Origin of the sequence: Bacillus sp. BS3(2021) (assembly GCF_021043345.1) — a bacterium.
Classification (GTDB): Bacteria; Bacillota; Bacilli; order Bacillales; family Bacillaceae; genus Bacillus; species Bacillus paralicheniformis.
In genome coordinates this window covers 205,820-224,880 of sequence record NZ_JAJNDM010000007.1, presented here as the reverse complement: position 1 = coordinate 224,880, position 19,061 = coordinate 205,820, and the positions used below count along the sequence as shown (strand labels likewise).

General features: G+C 46.6%; 19 protein-coding genes. 12 read left to right on the top strand and 7 right to left on the bottom strand.

Annotated features, from left to right (window positions below):
- Positions 1-12: 12 nt before the first annotated feature.
- Together LQ247_RS16765 and LQ247_RS16760 are read right to left on the bottom strand one after the other, a co-directional pair.
- Positions 13-687: an SOS response-associated peptidase gene (locus tag LQ247_RS16765; RefSeq protein ID WP_231006315.1), complete on the bottom strand. Its 675-nt coding sequence runs from the start codon at positions 685-687 to the stop codon at positions 13-15.
- Between the two features lie 39 nt (positions 688-726).
- Positions 727-957, bottom strand: a complete 231-nt coding sequence (locus tag LQ247_RS16760; protein WP_020450373.1) for a hypothetical protein — start codon at positions 955-957, stop codon at positions 727-729.
- A 160-nt stretch (positions 958-1,117) separates the two neighbouring features.
- Here LQ247_RS16760 and LQ247_RS16755 point away from each other — a divergent pair, with 160 nt between their 5' ends.
- The gene (locus LQ247_RS16755) at positions 1,118-1,732 is read left to right on the top strand and encodes a TetR/AcrR family transcriptional regulator (protein WP_026578969.1); all 615 of its coding nucleotides are present in this window, start codon (positions 1,118-1,120) and stop codon (positions 1,730-1,732) included.
- A gap of 15 nt (positions 1,733-1,747) precedes the next feature.
- The gene (gene ppsA, locus LQ247_RS16750; protein ID WP_231006313.1) at positions 1,748-4,372 is read left to right on the top strand and encodes a phosphoenolpyruvate synthase; all 2,625 of its coding nucleotides are present in this window, start codon (positions 1,748-1,750) and stop codon (positions 4,370-4,372) included.
- Positions 4,373-4,398: 26 nt separating this feature from the next.
- Here the strand turns inward: ppsA and LQ247_RS16745 are convergent, their stop codons facing one another.
- From LQ247_RS16745 to LQ247_RS16735, 3 genes are all read right to left on the bottom strand, one after another.
- Positions 4,399-4,683, bottom strand: a complete 285-nt coding sequence (locus LQ247_RS16745; RefSeq protein ID WP_020450376.1) for a hypothetical protein — start codon at positions 4,681-4,683, stop codon at positions 4,399-4,401.
- 65 nt (positions 4,684-4,748) lie between these two features.
- Positions 4,749-5,111, bottom strand: a complete 363-nt coding sequence (locus LQ247_RS16740) for a DUF488 domain-containing protein (RefSeq protein WP_020450377.1) — start codon at positions 5,109-5,111, stop codon at positions 4,749-4,751.
- An 83-nt stretch (positions 5,112-5,194) separates the two neighbouring features.
- Entirely contained in the window at positions 5,195-5,959 is a 765-nt protein-coding gene (locus LQ247_RS16735; protein ID WP_035337097.1) for an SDR family oxidoreductase, read from the bottom strand.
- 153 nt (positions 5,960-6,112) lie between these two features.
- Here LQ247_RS16735 and LQ247_RS16730 point away from each other — a divergent pair, with 153 nt between their 5' ends.
- On the top strand, positions 6,113-7,588 hold the full coding sequence (locus tag LQ247_RS16730; RefSeq protein ID WP_231006311.1) for a carboxylesterase/lipase family protein: 1,476 nt from the start codon (positions 6,113-6,115) through the stop codon (positions 7,586-7,588).
- A gap of 20 nt (positions 7,589-7,608) precedes the next feature.
- Here the strand turns inward: LQ247_RS16730 and LQ247_RS16725 are convergent, their stop codons facing one another.
- Positions 7,609-8,886 carry an MFS transporter gene (locus tag LQ247_RS16725; protein ID WP_020450380.1) on the bottom strand — a complete coding sequence of 426 codons (1,278 nt, stop codon included), beginning with the start codon at positions 8,884-8,886 and terminating at the stop codon, positions 7,609-7,611.
- A gap of 369 nt (positions 8,887-9,255) precedes the next feature.
- On the opposite strand from LQ247_RS16725, the gene LQ247_RS16720 reads away from it, so the two are divergent.
- The 5 genes from LQ247_RS16720 to LQ247_RS16700 all read left to right on the top strand — a co-directional run bounded on the left by LQ247_RS16720 (position 9,256) and on the right by LQ247_RS16700 (position 14,051).
- On the top strand, positions 9,256-9,936 hold the full coding sequence (locus LQ247_RS16720) for a PspA/IM30 family protein (RefSeq protein WP_035337092.1): 681 nt from the start codon (positions 9,256-9,258) through the stop codon (positions 9,934-9,936).
- A gap of 35 nt (positions 9,937-9,971) precedes the next feature.
- On the top strand, positions 9,972-10,997 hold the full coding sequence (locus tag LQ247_RS16715; protein ID WP_020450382.1) for a TFIIB-type zinc ribbon-containing protein: 1,026 nt from the start codon (positions 9,972-9,974) through the stop codon (positions 10,995-10,997).
- Positions 10,997-11,764 carry a TPM domain-containing protein gene (locus LQ247_RS16710; RefSeq protein WP_231006326.1) on the top strand — a complete coding sequence of 256 codons (768 nt, stop codon included), beginning with the start codon at positions 10,997-10,999 and terminating at the stop codon, positions 11,762-11,764. Before LQ247_RS16715 ends, LQ247_RS16710 begins: the two co-directional genes overlap by 1 nt.
- Before the next feature lie 20 nt (positions 11,765-11,784).
- Positions 11,785-12,759 carry an SPFH domain-containing protein gene (locus LQ247_RS16705; protein ID WP_103750426.1) on the top strand — a complete coding sequence of 325 codons (975 nt, stop codon included), beginning with the start codon at positions 11,785-11,787 and terminating at the stop codon, positions 12,757-12,759.
- A 236-nt stretch (positions 12,760-12,995) separates the two neighbouring features.
- Positions 12,996-14,051, top strand: coding sequence for an LLM class flavin-dependent oxidoreductase (locus tag LQ247_RS16700; RefSeq protein ID WP_020450385.1), 1,056 nt, complete (start codon positions 12,996-12,998; stop codon positions 14,049-14,051).
- Between the two features lie 35 nt (positions 14,052-14,086).
- Here LQ247_RS16700 and LQ247_RS16695 read toward each other — a convergent pair whose 3' ends face one another.
- A complete protein-coding gene (locus LQ247_RS16695) occupies positions 14,087-14,914 on the bottom strand; it encodes a TrmB family transcriptional regulator (RefSeq protein WP_020450386.1) in 828 nt (275 codons plus the stop codon).
- 147 nt (positions 14,915-15,061) lie between these two features.
- Here LQ247_RS16695 and LQ247_RS16690 point away from each other — a divergent pair, with 147 nt between their 5' ends.
- From LQ247_RS16690 to ftsW, 4 genes are all read left to right on the top strand, one after another.
- A complete protein-coding gene (locus LQ247_RS16690; protein WP_020450387.1) occupies positions 15,062-15,694 on the top strand; it encodes a homoserine/threonine efflux transporter in 633 nt (210 codons plus the stop codon).
- Between the two features lie 193 nt (positions 15,695-15,887).
- Entirely contained in the window at positions 15,888-16,532 is a 645-nt protein-coding gene (locus tag LQ247_RS16685) for a helix-turn-helix domain-containing protein (RefSeq protein WP_020450388.1), read from the top strand.
- A gap of 15 nt (positions 16,533-16,547) precedes the next feature.
- Complete coding sequence (gene rodA, locus LQ247_RS16680; RefSeq protein ID WP_020450389.1) at positions 16,548-17,705, top strand: rod shape-determining protein RodA; 1,158 nt, start codon at positions 16,548-16,550, stop codon at positions 17,703-17,705.
- On the top strand, positions 17,702-18,844 hold the full coding sequence (ftsW, locus tag LQ247_RS16675) for a putative lipid II flippase FtsW (protein ID WP_020450390.1): 1,143 nt from the start codon (positions 17,702-17,704) through the stop codon (positions 18,842-18,844). Before rodA ends, ftsW begins: the two co-directional genes overlap by 4 nt.
- Positions 18,845-19,061 lie beyond the last annotated feature (217 nt).

Below are 19,061 nucleotides of genomic sequence, written 5' to 3'. Positions count from 1 at the left end.
CAAAAGCCCCTTTTAAGGGGCTTTTTTGATGAGCTCAGGAGAATTCTGATGTGGTGAATTGACGAGAGGCGCGACTTCATACGCTTCCATCTCTTTTGACGCATATGGTTTTAAAAGGCTTTCTAAGTATGCAAGGTCTTGATTTTTCGGATTCAGCCATTCTTTTTCAGCTTGACGATCAAGAATGACGGGCATGCGATCATGAATATCTTTCATTAAATCGTTGGGCATTGTCGTAATGATTGTGCATGTATAGACGGGCTTGCCGCCGGCAGGCTGCCACTTCTCCCAAAACCCCGCAAACGAAAACAGTCCATTTGTTTTGAGCTTGATCCTCATCGGCCGCTTTGTCTTTGCATCGGTCCGCTTCCACTCATAAAAACTGTCTGCCGGAATGAGACACCTTTGTCTGATCAGCGGCTTTCGAAAGCTTGGCTTCTCAGCCAAAGTCTCAGCGCGCGCATTGATCATTTTATAACCGATTTTCTCATCCTTTGACCACGGCGGAATCAATCCCCACCGCAGCCGCCCTAACCGGTTATGGGAACCGTCGCTGATGACGGCGAGAATGCGCTGGGAAGGCGCGATGTTATAACTGGGGCTGTAATCTTCAACCGTCATTTGATCAATCTCGAAACGGTCAATAATCTCATCAAATTCAGAAAAGAGCGTAAACCTGCCGCACATCTTAGTCACCCTTGTTTGTTTATTGAAAGTTTGAGGCTTTTATATATAAATGGCCAACAAGGCCGCTGAAACAGCCATGACAAAGCAGTCATCGCCCGTCATGGCCACGCCGTTTTTGATGAATACGCTGCAGGTCCAGTTGAGCGCCGATCCTTCTGCGGTCCGGTCAATCAGCTTTTTACCCGCTGTGTAAACACATGCTTTAAATAAAGAAAACGAAATGGAACATAAAATAAAGAGCAAAATAAACTTTACCACCAACATCAGCATTGGCTTTTCACCCCGGAATATTTTGTAAGCTCCACCTTCATTTTACCAATAAATTCATATGTTAAAACCCTATTCTTGTTTTATTTTATTGACCGACTGGTCAGCAAGCGCTACAATTTATACTAACCGATTGGTCAATAATGAAAAGGAATGATGATCAATGCCTTTACAGCTTTATGAAAAAGAACAAATACTCGATGCCTGTTTGGAGGTTTTTGCCCGGCACGGCTATGCAAAGACTTCGACCGGAATGCTGGCGGAAGCGGCCGGTATTTCAAAGGCGCTGATTTTTCATCACTTTAAAAGCAAAAAAATTCTGTACTTAACTGTGCTCGATTATTGTATTGAAAAGGTAAAGTCGCGCCTTTCCCTTGATGACCTGTCGTCTTATCATGATTTTTTTGAAGCGAAAGAAAAAATAAGTTTGGCTAAGCTTGAGTTTTTCGCGGATTATCCAAATGTATATAAGCTCACGAAAGAAGCCTTTTTTTCGCCGCCTTCCGAATTAAAAGAAGAAATCGCCGCAAAGTATGGGGAGCAATTTGCCGTTAGAAATCGTATTCTAAAACAGCTTTTTGCGAAAGTTCCGTTGAGGAAAGGAGTCGATCGTGAAGAGGCGTTCGAACTCATCATGGTCATGATGGGGCATTTTGAACAAAAGTTTCTAGCGAAAGTAACGGCTGAGAACGATTATGATCCAGCCTGGAGCAGACGTCTTCTTGAAGAACGAAAACGGTTTTTGGATATGATTCGTTTCGGTATTGAAGGCGAATAAAAAGGGGGATTTCTGATGGGACGCTATGTATTGGGCTTTCATGAGGTCGATCGAGCCGATTTGCCGCTTGTCGGGGGGAAAGGGATGAACTTGGGCGAATTGTCGAAAATGGGCGGCATTCAAGTGCCTCACGGCTTTTGTGTAACCACAAAGGCATATGAAAGGATGATCGGCGAAAACGGCAGAGTCAGTGAACTGATTGATCAGCTGTCACTTTTGAAAGTGATCGATCGAGAGCAGATTAACGAACTCGCCCTCCAGATCCGCAATGGTATTGAAAGGGCCGAAATCGCCGAAGAGATCAAAGAAGCGGTTAAAAGCGCTCACTCAAATGCTGGCGGCGGTGCATATGCCGTCCGATCAAGCGCTACAGCGGAAGATTTGCCTCATGCCTCTTTCGCCGGGCAGCAAGATACGTATTTAAATATAAAAGGAATAGAGGCGATCTTGAAGCATATCAGCAAATGCTGGGCTTCATTGTTTACAGAGCGGGCCGTGATCTACCGGATTCAAAACGGTTTTGACCACCGTAAAGTTCAATTATCGGTCGTCATCCAGCAGATGGTGTTTTCGGAGGCGTCCGGCATAATGTTTACGGCAGATCCCGTTACATCCAACCGGAAGGTCACCTCGATTGATGCGAGCTTTGCTTTGGGGGAGGCGCTTGTATCTGGTATGGTTTCGGCAGACAACTACAAGGTTCGCGAAGGAGAGATCGTTCAAAAAACGATTTCCGAGAAAAAGACGGCAGTCTATTCTTTGGAAAGCGGCGGCACTGAGGCGCGCGAAGTCGAAGCGGAACGCCGGAAAAAGCAAACATTAACAGATGAACAGATCATACAGCTTGAAGCACTGGGAAGGAGAATCGAAGCTCATTTCGGTTTTCCGCAGGATATTGAATGGTGTCTGGCTGATGGCGAATTTTTCTTTGTCCAGAGCAGGCCTGTAACGACATTGTTTCCTCTCCCGAAACAGAGCGATGACAAGCTGCGCGTCTATATGTCTGTCGGGCATCAGCAAATGATGACAGAGCCGATCAATCCGCTTGGGATATCGTTTTTCGGGTTGATCTCGGGTTATGAGCTGACCTGTGCCGGCGGAAGGCTTTTTATTGATTTATCACACGATTTGGCATCTTTTGCTGGTCGGAAAGTCGTCCTCAGCACGGCGGGGAAAAATGATCCTTTCATGCATAGCGCTCTTGTGAATTTTTTGAAAAGAAAGGAGCTTGTCAAAACCCTGCCTAAAGGGAAGCGGATGTTTAGATTAGGGGCTGAGGGGCTGTCATGGTCGCTGCCTGGTCATGCGCTGAAGATTTACCGGAAAAACGACACAGGTGTAGTCAACCGGCTCATGTCCAAAGCGGAAGCATCCATTCATGAGGCTGAACAGCGATTGAAAAATGCATCGGGTGAAACGTTATTTGCACAGATAGAAGAGGATCAAAAAAACTTGAAAAAAGTTCTCTATGATTCAGAGAGCATGGCTGTGATTATGGTTGGTTTATATGCGGTATACTGGCTCAATCGAAAAATGGAGAAATGGCTTGGCGAAAAAAATGTCGCCGATACCCTTTCTCAATCGGTATTGCACAATGTCACATCTGAAATGGGATTGGCGCTTTTGGATGTTTCCGATGCTGCCAGAGGATACCCCGAGGTTCAGAAATATTTAGCGCATGCCAATGATGAAACCTTTTTCGAAGATCTCAAACAGCTTGACGGCGGTCCCGCTTTTATCAGCGCATTGCGGGCATTCCTTGAGAAATACGGCATGCGCTGCACCGGTGAGATCGATATGACCAAGACGCGCTGGAGCGAACGCCCTTCCATTCTTGCTCCAGTGATTTTGAGCAACATCAAAAACTTTGAACCTGGTGCGCGAACGGTCAAGTTTGAACAGGGGCGATTGGAAGCGGAGCAAAAGGAGAGGGATCTGTTAAGCCGTCTGCAACAACTAAAGGGAGGCAGACAAAAGGCAAAAAAGACAAAGAAGATGATCAGCGTTTTGCGGAATTTTATCGGTTATCGGGAATATCCCAAATATGCTCTGATCAAACGCTATTTTATATATAAGGAAGCGTTGATGAAAGAAGCCGCCGTTTTGCAGCGAAAGAAGCTGATTCAAGCGAAGGAGGATATTTATTATCTGTCTTTTGATGAATTGAGAGAGGCCGTTTGCGCTAATCGTCTCGATGTGAAGAAGATCGAGGAAAGAAAAGCAGAATATCAGCATTATGAAAAATTAACGCCTCCGCGAATGATGACTTCAGAAGGCGAGGTCATCACGGGAGAAGTTCTGGGAGACCACATTCCGGCGGGAGCATTGGCGGGCGTTCCTGTTTCATCGGGAGTCATCGAAGGTAGGGCAAGAGTGATTCCGAAATTGGAAGAAGCCGATATCGAAGAGGGGGATATCCTTGTTACGCCTTTTACAGATCCGAGCTGGACACCGCTGTTTGTCTCAATCAAAGGTTTGGTGACGGAAGTGGGCGGCCTCATGACACATGGCGCCGTCATTGCGCGGGAATACGGGCTTCCGGCGGTGGTGGGGGTTGAGCATGCGACGAAAGAAATTAAAGACGGACAGAAGATCAGGATTAACGGATCGGAAGGCTATGTTGAAATACTCGAATCATAAAAGTGAGCGCAGCTTCAAGCTGCGCTTTACTGTTTATAAAGGTCGGCGGACAACATCCAATCCATCAAATGCTGATACGGATAATAGGTTGTGCCATTTAATTCAATTTTAGGTATGTCAGGATATTTACTCAGCATTTCTTTCGTTTCTACTTTACTTAAACCTAAATAATAATGTAAATCGCCTTCTTTGACTAAATAGGGATAGCCTGAATAACTCCCTTTTGGGTTTTTAAAGTTTTTCAAGCCGTCACCGATAAAATAGCCTAAAGCCGCTAAACCAAGCCCGATCCAAAACAGGTTCATTTCCATGTTTACCATCCTTTTCGCATATTGCTTTATCTGTCATACGAAAAGCGTTGAAAAAAGTTTCAAGGTCAAAGGCTTTGCCGGTTCAGCATCTCATAAAGAACGACGGCATGGTTATGGCGCTCATCCTTTGCACCGTAAAGCAGAATAACGGTTTCGTCCGCAGCCATTTCTTTTAATTCCTTGAAGCTTCTCTGTTTTTCAGGGTGTTGTTTGATTTCATTTTGATAGGCTTCTTTAAACGATTCGAATTTTTTCGGGTCATGACCGAACCATTTTCTTAAATCAGGACTTGGAGCGATTTCTTTCATCCAGCAGTCAAGGTTCGCTTTTTCTTTTGAAATGCCGCGCGGCCACACAAGGTCGATTAAAATGCGGCGTCCTTCTGCATGCTGGTTTTCTTGATAAATGCGCTGGAGAATAAACGGCATTTGGATCACTCCTTCTCATTTTATGATAAAACGGCCGTCTGGAAGGAACAACCTCTATTGAAATGACAATGCCAACATTCCTTTTATTCGATGGAATGTTTTAAAGAACTGTACATTTGGCTGACGCTTTCATCGATTTCATCTCTTGACATCCGCAAGGCTTTTTCCGATCTGGCATAGCCGATTTCTAATCGGCCTTCTTCCAGCCCTTTAAAAATCTCATCGGCAAATTCATCCAAAGGAGCTCCGGAATCATGCAGTCCGACACCGCCCAGATCTGTATTGACCGCGGGAGGAGCGACCTCTATGACCTCAACGCCGGCCTCGGAAAGCTGATGTCTTAAACTCATCGTAAAAGAATGGAGAGCGGCTTTTGTCGATGAGTAGATCGGTGCGATCGCCATCGGTGTAAACGCCAGGCCTGATGTCACATTGATGATCGCTGTTTTCCCCGGTTTTTTGGCAAAGTATTGGCTAAAGAGCATGGCCAGGTGGATCGGTGCCTCCATGTTGACGGTGATTTCTTTTTTGTAGTCAGCCCAATTGTCTATGACATCTGCTTTTAAAATGTGGTAGCGCTGCTGTATACCCGCATTATTCACAAGTACGTTTACGCCAGGGTGACGTTCTTTGACCCATTCAAATAATGCCAGTCGTTCCGTTTCATCGGTTACATCGCATATACGCGTGATCAGCTCCGGATATTTTTCCTTTGCTTCTTTCAACTTGCTTTCCCTTCTCCCGCAGACGATGACCGTATTTCCCGATTTCATAAATCGTTCGGCAAAAGCAAAGCCGATTCCTGATGCGCCGCCTGTGATCAGTACTGTGTGTCCCGACAGTTTCATTGAAATCCCTCTTTTCCGTCAAATTTTCAAACAATAAGTTGAACATCTCTTCTGATCCTATACTAGACCCTTCATTTTCCAAAATGCAAGTATTCCGATTAGACGGTATCGTCCGATTCCATTATCATTGAAAACTGAAAGGGGTGGAATAAAATGTATGAAACGACTGTCCAAACGTGCTTTGGAAAGCTGAAAGGCAGAACGGAAAACGGTGTCCGTATCTTTAAAGGCGTACCTTTCGCAAAACCTCCCGTCGGCAAGTTAAGGTTTCGGGAACCGCAGCGAATGGAAGCCTGGGAAGGTGAGCGGGAGGCTTTTCAATTTGGTCCGGTTTGTCCGCAGCCTGACAGGGGGTTGCCTGGTGAGTCAACGGGGGTTGAAAAGTCTGAGGATTGCCTTTATTTAAATGTGTACGCACCTGAAGAGGCGGATGGGGATCTGCCTGTTATGGTGTGGATTCATGGGGGCGCTTTTTATCTCGGAGCTGGCAGTGAACCGTTCTATGACGGGACTCAGCTCGCAAAGCAGGGAAAGGTGATCGTGGTCACCATCAATTATCGCCTCGGTCCGTTCGGTTTTTTGCATCTTTCTGCAATTGAAGATTCCTACACAAGCAACCTTGGCCTCTTGGATCAAATCGCGGCCCTTGAGTGGGTGAAAGAAAATATCGCTTTCTTTGGCGGAGACCGTCATCATATTACGGTATTTGGAGAATCGGCGGGATCGATGAGCATCGCTTCGCTCTTGGCGATGCCGAAAGCAAAGGGGCTTTTTCAACAGGCCATTATGGAAAGCGGGGCGTCCGCAACAATGTCTGAAAAGCTTGCGAAAGCCGCAACAGAAAGATTCTTAACGATTCTCGATATTGATCAACATCATCTGGAGCGCCTTTGCGATGTATCTGATCAAGAACTTCTTCAAGCCGCCGATCAGCTGCGTACTTTAATGGGAGAAAATATTTTTGAATTGATCTTTCAGCCTGCACTTGACGAAAAAACCCTCCCGCTGAAGCCGGAGGCCGCCGTCGCGAAGGGTGCGGCAAAAGGAATCGGTCTATTAATCGGAACAAACCGCGATGAAGGCGCTTTGTTTTTTGCCTCTGATTCGGAACTTTTGCCTGAGAGGAAGATTAATGAGATTTTAGAAGAATACATGGGAAAAGAGGCCGCTGAAGCCGCCGCGCCTCTGTATCCGAGATCATTGAAAGGCCATGTTGATATGATGACAGATCTAGTCTTTTGGCATCCGTCCGTTGTGTTCGCTTCGGCTCAATCACAACATGCATCTGTCTTTATGTACCGGTTTGACTGGCATGCCGATTCGGAGCATCCGCCGTTCAACAAAGCGGTGCACGGCTTAGAGATTCCGTTTGTATTTGGCAATATGGACAGTTTGGAACAGCTGACAGGTACGAAGGCTGGGGAGGAAGCGCATCTGCTTGCTAAACAGATCCAGGCTGCCTGGGTGTCTTTTGCCCGCTCCGGAAATCCGAGCACCGATGATGTCAGCTGGCCTGATTATGATGAAGATTCACGGAAAACGCTGATTTTTGATCAAGAGATCGCGATTGAAAACGACCCGTATTCAGAGAAGAGGAAGCTGTTGACAGCCTCAAACCTGCAGGTTTAGAACAAGCGGCTGACCACAGGTCAGCCGCTTTGGTGGTAGCGTTCGCTTTGAATGGCTTCAAGCGATTTGCCGCGCGTTTCCGGCGCCATACGGAGCCCGATGATCATATGAATGACGAGAAATGCAATCATGACGGCGCCGGCTGTTTTAAAGCCCAATCCCGTAATCATCGCAGGAACGATCAATGAGATGAGCCCGACGCCGATGCGGACGATGAAGAACATAAAGCCTTGCGCGAGCGCCCTGTATTTCGTATGAAAAAGTTCTGCCGCCCACAGCCCGTAAAACGCCTGCGCTCCAAATCCCGCAGAAATGCCCCACAGGCATACGAATAATAAAAGCTCCGTGATGTTCATCGTACCGAAGGTGAGGATGACCCATGCGGCGGTTGCCATGGCTGCTCCTATGCCAAAAAGCGTTTTCCGATTGACTTTATCGCCGAGACGGATAAAGACGAAGTATGTGGACGCCACTGTCAAAATCCATAAAAATGCCTGCAGCAGGTTGGCTTGCGCCGCTGTTAAACCGCCGACCGTCTCATAAATATACGGCATGAAATATCCCATTGTTCCGGCAACAAGGTTCCAAAACGCGTAAATTCCGATAAGGAGAATCATGGCGTGGAGGTTCGCTTTGTTGGTCAACAGCTCTTTGATCGATGCCTTTTCTGCAACTCCTTTTGCTTTGTCTTCAGCTTCTTTTCGCTTTTGCTCCTCCCAGATGGACGATTCGTGAATCTGCTGCTGCAAAATCCACGTGATGACCGCGACAACGAATAATTGCGCAAAAATCAACCGGCTTCCCAGCAAACCGAGCGGTGCCAAGGCAACCGATAGCAGCAGCGTAAGCGCCGGTCCGACCGACCATGCCAGCTGCCCCCAGCCGACGCGTCCGGCGCGTTCGTGATCAGGCGCCTCCTCGGCAATATAAGTCCAAGCAGCCGGAATCGCTGCGCCCACCGCAATTCCCGTCACGATGTAACCGGTTAAAAGCATCGGAAAATTAAACGACACGGCAATCAGCAAAACGCCAAGCATATAGACTAATAGATCGTACTTGTATATGAATTTTCTCCCGTAACGGTCGACTAAAAAACCGCCGAGAAAAGCGCCGATCGCCGCGCCGAAACCATTTGCGCTTAAGGCGCCGAGAAGCCCGACCCGGGCGTCGTCCAACCCTAAATATTCAACCCATAACGAAAGCCCGCCGGCCCCTGCGACGATTGATCCCGCCTCCAAATAGTTGGACATGGCAACCGTGATCGTCGACTTCAAACTGCCTTTTTTTCTCCCTGGCATGATTCGCTCCCCTTTCAAATCAGAATTCTTTTCTGACAGAAGCCGGATTGATGCGTTGAATGCTGGATTTTTCTTTCGTGAGTCACGCGAATATGTAAGCGCTGTCATTTTCTGGTGATACCGACCCTGCATCCGTTCCAGCTTGCATGCTGTTCCGAATGTTTTTCATATAGTATTACTTTATTCCGAAATCAAAAATAAATCAACATATAAATCAGAATATTCCGTCTGAATATTTTTGTTTTTGTTTGAAAATTTTTCTCGAAAAACTGCCATTATATCAATTTTTTATTAAAAAACCGAAACTTTTCCTCTGGAAAAATAGTATATTTAAACTAAGTATATTTTACTATGAGGAGGAGTTTTTAGATGAGTATATTAAGCAGGTTCAAAGACATTATGGCCAGCAATATTAACGCTTTGCTTGATAAAGCGGAGGACCCGGAAAAAATGGTGGATCAGTACGTCAGGAACTTGAACAGCGACTTAAACAAAGTAAAGGCGGAAACGGCGTCTGTCATGGCGGCCGAGCAAAGGGCAAAAAGAGAACTGGCGGATTGCCGGGCGGAAATCGACAAGCTTGAGCGCTATGCAATGAAGGCATTGGAAGCCGGCAGCGAGGCGGATGCCCGAACATTTTTAGAAAAGAAAGCGGTGCTGGAAACGAAGGCGTCCGAATTAGAAACTGCATTACAAACGGTGTCATCCAATGCGCTTCAAATGAAAAAAATGCACGATAAGCTTGTTTCCGATATCGGAGAGCTTGAAGCGCGCCGGGCCGCGATCAAAGCGAAATGGACAGCGGCGAAAACACAGGAAAGAATGAATAAACTCGGTGCATCTGCAGCGAATGCCAACCATTCAATGTCCGCTTTCGGCAGAATGGAAGAAAAGGCCAACCGGGCGCTTGATGAAGCGAATGCGATGGCTGAACTGAACGCCGCTCCTCAAGATGACGTAGAAGACCTGAAAGCTAAATATGACAGCCCCTCTGGTGTGGATGATGCGCTTGCCGCACTGAAAGCAAAAATGGCGGGTCAAAAGTCATAACAATTTGAAATGAATAAAGTGAGAGGTTAAGAGACATGGTGATTTCTTATAAATGTCCGGGCTGCGGGGATGACATGGCCTTTGACGCTGAATCCGGCACGCTGGCCTGCCGGAGCTGCGGGAGACAGGACAAGATTGAAAACATTCCGGAAGAATTAAAAACAGCGAGATTTACTGAAGACGAAGCAACAGAATATCATTGCCAAAACTGCGGCGCTATTTTGATCACTGAAAAAGAAACGACGGCTACCTCCTGCAGCTTTTGCGGGGGAGCGGCTGTGATCCCCGACCGCCTGTCCGGAAACCTTGCCCCGGCAAAGGTCATTCCTTTTACGATCAGCAAAGAGGAAGCGGCAGACGCGTTTCGCAAGTGGTGCAGAAAAGGGCTGTTAACACCAAAGGGCTTTATGTCGGCGGACCGGATTAAAAGCATCACAGGCATGTACGTTCCTTTCTGGATGTACGATTTAAACAGCAAAGTGCAGGTCAGCGCCCGCTGCACAAAGGTACATAGGTATACACAGGGCGACTACATCTATACGAAGACCGAACATTATGATGCGTTTCGCGATATCAATCTCGACTACATCAAAGTCCCGGTGGATGCATCAGAAAAGATGAACGATGAATTGATGGACAAATTGGAGCCTTATCCGTATGATCAGCTGAAAGATTTTAAAACGGCCTATTTGGCAGGCTACATCGCTGAAAAATATAATTACGATGATGAAGAGCTTTTTCCGCGGGCGAAAAGCAAAATCAGCGGCTACATCGAGTCATATATCGATTCCACCTTATCCGGATACAGCTCCGTCGATGTGAAAACGAAACACGTCGATACGCAAAAAATGAAAAGCTTTTATGTGCTTTTGCCCGTCTGGATGGTCAATTACAACTACAAACAAAAGGATTACATTTTTGCGATGAACGGACAAACGGGAAAAGTCGTCGGCAAGCCGCCGATCAGCTCATTTAAAGAAAAGATGTGGTTTAGCGGACTAGCTGTCTCCATATTTGCGGTCTGGAAAATCATCGCTGCTGTGATGGGAGGCGGGGCATGATGAGAAATTTATTGAGAAGCGCAATGATCCTATGTATGATTTTCCTTGTCTTCATCCCTATAGCCTCCGGTGCGGCAGCCTCTGAACAGAAGCGGTATGTTTATGATGAAGCCGGGCTTCTGACCAAACAGGAAATCGAGAAGCTGGAGACGCTGGCAGCTAAATTAGGCGCCGAACGGGAAACCGACTTTATCATTGTGACGACCCATGATACGAATAGCCGCGATGTGAAGAAATTTACTCAGGACTTCTATGACGAAAAAGCGCCCGGCTATCAAAAAAAGCATGGAAATGCAGCCGTGTTAACGGTTGATATGGAGCATAGAGAAGTCTATCTTGCCGGCTTTAAAAAGGCTGAAGAATATTTGAATGACGCCAGACTGGACAAAATTAGAGAAAAAATCACGCCGGATATATCTGACAATCATTATGAGACCGCATTCGAAATGTTTATGAAGGCGGCGTATGATGATATGGAGAAGAAACCATGGGCGGACAGCATCTTTTTTAAGACATGGTTTCAATTGCTTGTGTCAGCAGTCATCGCGGGAATTGCCGTCGCCATTATGAAATACAATTCAGGCGGCAGAGTGACCGTAAGTGCAAATACGTATATGAACGGTGATACATCCGGAGTGATCAGAAAGAATGACGAGTACATCAGAACGACCGTCACAAAACAAAGAAAACCGTCCAATAATAAAAGCTCAGGCGGCGGAACGACGAGCGGAGGACATTTGCACAGCGGCAGCCGGGGAAGCTTTTAGAAAGGGAAAGGAAGAGCTCAATGGTGTTTTTTAAAAATCAATTTGCAAATGTAGTAGAGTGGGATGAATTTCGCGATGATATGATTTTCTACAAATGGAACAACCGCGAAATCAAAAAGGGGAGCCGGCTGATCATTCGTCCCGGTCAGGATGCCGTCTTTTTAAACAATGGAAAAATCGAAGGCATATTCCAAGATGAAGGCGACTATGATATTGAATCTGAAATTATTCCTTTTTTATCTACTTTAAAAGGTTTTAAATTTGGCTTTAACAGCGGGATGCGCGCCGAAGTCCTGTTTGTCAATACGAAGGAGTTTACCGTCAAATGGGGGACGAAGAATGCCATCAATATCCCGGCTGCAGGACTACCGGGTGGCATGCCGATCAGAGCGAACGGCACATTTAATTTTAAGGTGAATGATTATGTCGCATTAATCGATAAAATTGCCGGTGTGAAAGATCAGTATGTTGTGGAAGATATCAAAATACGGATCACATCTATCCTTGATCAGCTTTTGATGAAGTGGATCACAAAAGAAGGAAAAGATATGTTCAACCTTCAAGCCAACGCCTTTGATATCGCAAAAGGGATCAAGGAAGACCTTGATATGGAGATTGTCAGCGACGGCATGACGGTTACAGGCTTTAACATCATGAGTTTCAATTATCCGAAAGAAATCCAGGACATGATCACGAAGAACGCTTCCCACGGCATGGTTGGCGATCTGAACAGATATCAGCAGATCTCCATGACAGACGGCATGGCGTCAGGAAAGATGACAGGCGGTGGTGCCGCATCCGATATGGCCGGCATGATGATGGGGATGAACGTAGCGAACCAAATGATGAATCAGATGAACCAAAATCAGCAGGCGCAGACACCAACGCCCCAAAGCACGCCGCAGGCAGGGACAAAGCCGAACTTCTGTCCAAACTGTGGAACGAAAACGGGGGAAGCCAACTTCTGTCCGAACTGCGGGCAGAAACTTGTGTAAGCTGGTATCTTCTTTGTGAATGCATGAATACCAGACCGGCATGATTGCCGGCAGACCAAGCTGGAAAACAAATGGAGCAGAAGCTGATCCTGTTTCACAAGTCGGATCAATTGCATGATCAGAACGCCCGCCGTATTCTATATATAACAATGTGAGTGCCGGGTGAAAAGAATACGGCATACATCAATCAACGATGTACAGAATAATTAAAGGAAACAATGTGGAGGAAAAGCGACATGGAATTAGGCATCAGCACCTTTGTAGAAACGACCCCTGATATCAAAACCGGAAAAGCCATCAGCCATGCAGAGCGGCTGCGCGAAGTAGTGGAGGAGATCGTCCTTGCCGATCAGGTGGGCTTGGATGTATTCGGAGTTGGAGAGCATCATCGTCAAGATTACGCAGCTTCTTCTCCTGCCGTCGTCCTGGCCGCAGCGGCTGCACAGACGAAGCGCATCAGATTAACGAGCGCGGTCACCGTGCTGTCGTCGGCTGATCCCGTCCGTGTTTTTCAGGATTTTGCGACGCTCGACGGGATTTCAAACGGCAGGGCGGAAATCATGGCGGGCCGAGGGTCTTTCATCGAATCCTTTCCGCTGTTTGGATATGATTTAGATGATTATAATGAGCTCTTTGAAGAAAAGCTTGATCTGCTGCTCGAGCTGCAAAAGTCGGAAAGGGTCACATGGAGCGGCAAACATCGTCCGGCTATTCAAAATACAGGCGTGTACCCGCGCCCTGTTCAGAATCCGCTGCCTGTATGGATCGGAAGCGGCGGAAACCAGGAATCCGTCGTGCGCGCCGGCCTGCTCGGCCTGCCGCTGGTTCTCGCGATTATCGGGGGGAGTCCGCAGCATTTCGCCCCGCTTGTTGAGCTTTATTACAAAGCGGCGGAACATGCAGGGCATGATGCCTCAAAGCTGACAGTCGCTTCCCATTCCCACGGCTTTATTGCGGAGGATACCGAGACGGCCGCCGATCTGTTTTTCCCTTCCACCCAGCAGGCTATGAATACACTTGCGAGGGAGCGGGGCTGGGGGCCGTACAGCCGGTCGAGCTTCGATGCAGCCAGAAGCTTTGAAGGGGCGCTCTATGTAGGCGATCCCGAGACGGTGGCGGAAAAAATTATTCACCTGCGCAAGAATGTCGGGATCACCCGCTTTTTGCTTCACGTTCCGGTCGGTTCGATGCCGCACGAAGATGTCATGAAGGCGATTGAACTTTTTGGAACAAAAACGGCGCCGCTCGTCAGGGAAGAAGTATCCCGCTGGGAGGCAACCGAAAGATCATAATTATAAAAGGCCCGCGCTTTCTTTGCGCGGGCCTTTTATTTCATATAATGCTTTTTGAAATCCGGATGAATCGAAAATTTTCGGCGCAAATGGATCAGGTTTTCGCCGAAACTTTCCTCCAATACCTCTCTGTGCTTCTTCATGATTTCCATCAGATACAGATCATGAATCATCACTTCGGTAATCGGCATCACCAAGCCTACATGCATCGTCCAGGCTGCGCGGCTGTCTTTCCCGTGCGAGACAATGCCGGCCACGACTTCCGAATCGTCGACGCTGAATACAAGCCAGCGTCCGTCGTACTCTTCTGTAATTTGCGTGCTGCTGTCATGGAGATAGACATTGGCGAAATCAGCTTCAATGTCGCCGTACGCAATGATGGTGACGATGACGCCTTTTTTTGCGGCCTGCTTGAGTTCCGGCTCCAATTCAGGAAAATCCTCTTTCCAAATTTCGAGGAGAATCCTTTTTCCGGCTGATGATATACAAGCCTTTACTTTATCGATAATCTCGCTTCGTCCGGTGATGTTCCAAATATTTTCCCGGTCATTTGCAGTGCGCTCAAACTTCTCGAAATATTTTTCTGCCTGTTCAAAAGTCTCTTCCGCTTTCAGCCGCCGGTTTTTAATCAGTTCCTTGGCGGGAACGGGGATGTACTGCGGTGTGCCGCCGTAGCTGACAAAGATATCGCCGCGGATCACGAGGCTCTCCAGCACTTCGTATATTTTCGACCGGGGAACACCCGATTTTTTTGCCACCGCATAGCCTGTCAGCGGCGATTCTTCCAAAAGCGCCAAGTATGCTTTCGACTCATACTCGGTGAAATTCAGGTTTTTCAGTACGTCTAATATGTTTTCCTTCATAAGCCCTCCAGCTTCAACAAGAGTCGCTACCTTTGTCACTCATATTTTGCTGGATGTATTGATTTATTTCAAGTCCGCTGATACACTTTTTAATAAGTGGTTACTAAAGTAGTCACTATATAAAACCAGTATGGGGGGAGACATCTGATGGATAGCCTGCTGTCATACATATCGATTGCCGCCATGATGGTGGTGATACCAGGAGCAGATACGATGCTTGTGGTGAAAAACACGCTTCGCTACGGGCCGAACGCCGGGCGCTGCAATGTTCTCGGTTTGGCGACAGGGCTTTCTTTCTGGACGCTGATTGCCGTTCTCGGCTTAGCGGTGGTGATTGCGAAATCGGTGATTCTGTTCAATACGATCAAATACTTGGGGGCGGCCTATTTAATATATTTAGGCATTAAAAGCTTTTTCGCGAAAAAAATGTTTTCTTTGGAGGACATACAAGCCGAGAAGAACAAAACCGAAAACGCATCAAGCCGGCATTATAAGGATTCGTTTATGCAAGGATTGTTCAGCAACGTTCTCAATCCGAAAACTGTTTTGGTTTATATCACGATTATGCCTCAATTTATTAATTTAAGAGAAAGCGTCAACCAGCAGTTGATCATCCTCGCTTTAATCCTTACCTTTCTTGCTGTGTTTTGGTTCCTCATCCTCGTATATTTGATCGATTTCGCAAAAAAATGGCTGAGAAGCGTGAAATTCCAGAAGGTCTTTCAAAAAGCCGCGGGGCTGGTGCTTGTCGGGTTCGGCGTTAAAACGGGTTTGGATTGATATCGGTGAAGGAGTGAGTTTTGACTCGCTCTTTTTTTGTTTATTTGTCAACAATTATAGGGTGGAATAAGTGAGATAAAACAGATGTCTATGGTTATTCGTTGACATTTTGACAACGGTTCTATATATTTATACCGACTTGGCCTTTTGGCTGATAGATTGATACATTTTTAGTGTGAGAGGAGAAAGGCTCGTGGATGAACAAAAGAAAAATCAGCTGGGGGCGCTGCTGAAAGAGCATTTGCGAAAAAGATCATTATCTTTAAGAGAATTGAGCGAACGCACTCAAATCGATAAAGCGACCATCTCAAGAATCATCAATGGCAAAAGAAAAGCAAACCTGAACCATTTGCAAAGGTTTTCAGAAAGTCTCGGCGTTTCTTTTGATGAGATGATGACAGCGGCCGGCTATGCGATCGAGAAGACGAGGGAAAGCGAACGTCAGGATATTCACTCGTCAGTTGCCGAAATTGAAGATGTTTTGCAAACCTCAAATGTCTATGATCGGTCCTTTACCACGGAAGAACTGAAAAACAAATTGAATGAGTACGAACAATATTCCCAGACGGAAGAAGGAAAGCGTACCATTCTGGCTGAGTTTGAATCCAAAGTCGAGAAAGTCGCCGGCATTGGTCCTTTTCTGACCCGTTTGCACGACATGTACAGCCGATTTACCTCAGGGCGGGGGACGCCGCGTGAATTGCTGCTGATGGGCGGCGCTTTGCTGTATTTCATCGTTTCTGTTGATGTCATACCGGATTATATTTTTCCAATCGGCTATATTGATGATGCCGCAGCGGTTCAATTCGTTTTCAACCAGCTGTCACATAAATCATGATGGAGCATGTTACAGATGAAAAGAAAGCCTATCAACATTGACGTCAGCCTTCTGCTCATTCTATTTTGTTTGTTTATCATTAGTCTGCTGGCCGTTTACAGCGGGTCCGGCCAGTATGAAACACAGGACCCTTTTTATTTTGCGAAACGGCAGGTTTTTTGGTATCTTGTCGGGTTTGGCGTCATGGCGGGAACGGCCTACATCGACTATGAGCTGCTAGAACGATTGGCGCTTCGTTTATTTGCGGGAGCCGTTTTTCTTCTGATTCTCGTTCATTTTTTTGGAACTTATAAAAATGGTTCACAAAGGTGGATCAGCTTCGGAGTCATCGAAATCCAGCCTTCAGAATTTATGAAGATCATTTTGATTCTTCTGTTGGCTTCGATACTCAACCAATTTCAGCATAAAAGGTTCTCCTTCACGGAGAGCATCATACCGACGGGGAAAATCATGGTGTACACGGTGATTCCGTTTTTCTTCATATTGGTACAGCCTGATTTAGGGTCCGCATTGGTGATTTTGTCGATCGCATTCACGTTGATGCTTGTCTCGGGGATTTCGGGGAGAATGATCATGTCCTTGTCGCTTGGATTCATGGGATTGGTCGCCTTTTTGACGTATTTGCACAATCATTACTTTGAGATTTTTTCAAAGATAATTAAGCCTCACCAGCTTGACCGGATATACGGCTGGCTCAGTCCTCATGAACATGCTTCTACATATGGATACCAGCTGACGCAGGCGTTATTGGGGATCGGATCGGGCCAGATGTCAGGAAGCGGCTTTACTCATGGAACCCAAGTGCAGGGAGGGAAGATTCCGGAGGCTCATACCGATTTTATTTTCGCCGTGATTGGTGAAGAATTCGGCTTTTTGGGTGCCGTCACATTAGTCTGTCTCTATTTTCTGATGATCTACAGAATCATCAGGATCGCGATCTCGTCCAACAGTCTGTTCGGTCTTTATATATGTGCGGGGGTTGCGGGGTTGATTGTATTCCAAGTGTTCCAAAATATCGGGATGACGATCGGGTTAATGCCGATCACAGGGCTCGCTCTTCCGTTTATCAGCTATGGCGGCAGCGCGCTGCTGACCAACATGATCGCCTTAGGTCTCGTTTTCAGTGTGAATATCAGATCTAAACATTACATGTTTGGGAATGACTGGGGATGAAGGTGCACAAAATGATTCTTTCCCATCTAAAGAAACTGGATTATGTATTGATTGCTTCGGTTCTGTTTTTATCCTCGTTTGGCTTGCTGATGGTATACAGTGCCGGCTACCCCCTCGGATATATGAAGTATCATGATGGCAGCTATTTTTTTATGAAGCAGCTGCAGTGGCTGCTCATCGGTTTGACCTTTTTTTCGGCTGCCGTCTTTTTCCCTTACAAAGCTTACAGCAAACTCATCCGTTTTTTGGTGAAGCTTTCTTTTTTGCTGCTGATTCTCGTTTTGCTGCCGGGAATCGGGATGGAGAAAAACAATTCTCAAAGGTGGATTCAACTCGGTTCGCTCATGATCCAGCCGTCCGAGGCTGTGAAGCTTGTGATGGTTATTTATTTCGCCTATGTGTATGCAAAAAAGCAGAGATACATCGCCGATTTTGGAAAGGGCGTCATGCCGCCGCTGATCATTTTGGCCGCTGTGTTTTTTTTGATTTTAAAACAGCCCGACTTGGGCACCGCTGTTTCGATCCTGTTAAGCTGCGGAGCGGTTCTGTTGTGCGCCGGTCTCAGAATACGGCACTTGCTGCTTCTCGGAACAATGGCAGGGGCGGGCATCGCATATTTTGCTATGACAGCGTCGTACCGGTTAAAAAGGCTGACATCGTTCAGCGATCCTTTTCAAAATGAAAACGGAGACGGCTACCAGTTGATCAATTCCTACCTTGCCATTGATTCGGGCGGGGTATGGGGGAATGGATTGGGGAACAGCGTTCAAAAGCTGGGGTTTCTTCCTGAAGCCCATACGGATTTTATCATGGCGGTCATCAGTGAAGAACTCGGCGGTGTCGGGCTGTTGATGATCATCGGGGCCTACCTGTTGATCATGTTAAGAGGTGTTAAGATCGCTGCGCAAATCGATGATCCGTTTGGAAAGCTGCTGGCGGTCGGCATTACATTTCAGATCATGATTCAGGCATTATTTAACCTGGGCGCTGTTTTCGGCCTTCTTCCCATTACCGGAATTCCTCTTCCGTTTGTCAGCTACGGAGGTTCTTCGTTAATGTTCATGCTGACGTCAGCCGGGATATTGGTCAACCTCTCCTCACATGTGCAGCGGGGAGTAAAAAAAGAGGGGCCTTTCTGATGTAGAAAGGCCTTTTCCCGATTTTGAAGTTACGATTGACCAGATGATCCTGTCATCAGGAATTTATCTTCTCATATCGCATTTGACCGTGACTCCATTTTTATATAAACGCATCCATATTGATAAATAAAGGAAATCGTGATATATTCAAGGTGTGAAACAGAATAATCTTTAGATGAATGCGTAAACTGAAAAAAACCGGAAGATGCGGCAACAT

Excerpts from the sequence above, each read along its gene's own strand:
- LQ247_RS16765 (WP_231006315.1), bottom strand. The coding sequence starts at position 687 with ATGTGCGGCAGGTTTACGCTCTTTTCTGAATTTGATGAGATTATTGAC.
- LQ247_RS16760 (WP_020450373.1), bottom strand. The coding sequence starts at position 957 with ATGCTGATGTTGGTGGTAAAGTTTATTTTGCTCTTTATTTTATGTTCC.
- LQ247_RS16755 (WP_026578969.1), top strand. The coding sequence starts at position 1,118 with ATGCCTTTACAGCTTTATGAAAAAGAACAAATACTCGATGCCTGTTTG.
- ppsA (WP_231006313.1), top strand. The coding sequence starts at position 1,748 with ATGGGACGCTATGTATTGGGCTTTCATGAGGTCGATCGAGCCGATTTG.
- LQ247_RS16745 (WP_020450376.1), bottom strand. The coding sequence starts at position 4,683 with ATGGAAATGAACCTGTTTTGGATCGGGCTTGGTTTAGCGGCTTTAGGC.
- LQ247_RS16740 (WP_020450377.1), bottom strand. The coding sequence starts at position 5,111 with ATGCCGTTTATTCTCCAGCGCATTTATCAAGAAAACCAGCATGCAGAA.
- LQ247_RS16735 (WP_035337097.1), bottom strand. The coding sequence starts at position 5,959 with ATGAAACTGTCGGGACACACAGTACTGATCACAGGCGGCGCATCAGGA.
- LQ247_RS16730 (WP_231006311.1), top strand. The coding sequence starts at position 6,113 with ATGTATGAAACGACTGTCCAAACGTGCTTTGGAAAGCTGAAAGGCAGA.
- LQ247_RS16725 (WP_020450380.1), bottom strand. The coding sequence starts at position 8,886 with ATGCCAGGGAGAAAAAAAGGCAGTTTGAAGTCGACGATCACGGTTGCC.
- LQ247_RS16720 (WP_035337092.1), top strand. The coding sequence starts at position 9,256 with ATGAGTATATTAAGCAGGTTCAAAGACATTATGGCCAGCAATATTAAC.
- LQ247_RS16715 (WP_020450382.1), top strand. The coding sequence starts at position 9,972 with ATGGTGATTTCTTATAAATGTCCGGGCTGCGGGGATGACATGGCCTTT.
- LQ247_RS16710 (WP_231006326.1), top strand. The coding sequence starts at position 10,997 with ATGAGAAATTTATTGAGAAGCGCAATGATCCTATGTATGATTTTCCTT.
- LQ247_RS16705 (WP_103750426.1), top strand. The coding sequence starts at position 11,785 with ATGGTGTTTTTTAAAAATCAATTTGCAAATGTAGTAGAGTGGGATGAA.
- LQ247_RS16700 (WP_020450385.1), top strand. The coding sequence starts at position 12,996 with ATGGAATTAGGCATCAGCACCTTTGTAGAAACGACCCCTGATATCAAA.
- LQ247_RS16695 (WP_020450386.1), bottom strand. The coding sequence starts at position 14,914 with ATGAAGGAAAACATATTAGACGTACTGAAAAACCTGAATTTCACCGAG.
- LQ247_RS16690 (WP_020450387.1), top strand. The coding sequence starts at position 15,062 with ATGGATAGCCTGCTGTCATACATATCGATTGCCGCCATGATGGTGGTG.
- rodA (WP_020450389.1), top strand. The coding sequence starts at position 16,548 with ATGAAAAGAAAGCCTATCAACATTGACGTCAGCCTTCTGCTCATTCTA.
- ftsW (WP_020450390.1), top strand. The coding sequence starts at position 17,702 with ATGAAGGTGCACAAAATGATTCTTTCCCATCTAAAGAAACTGGATTAT.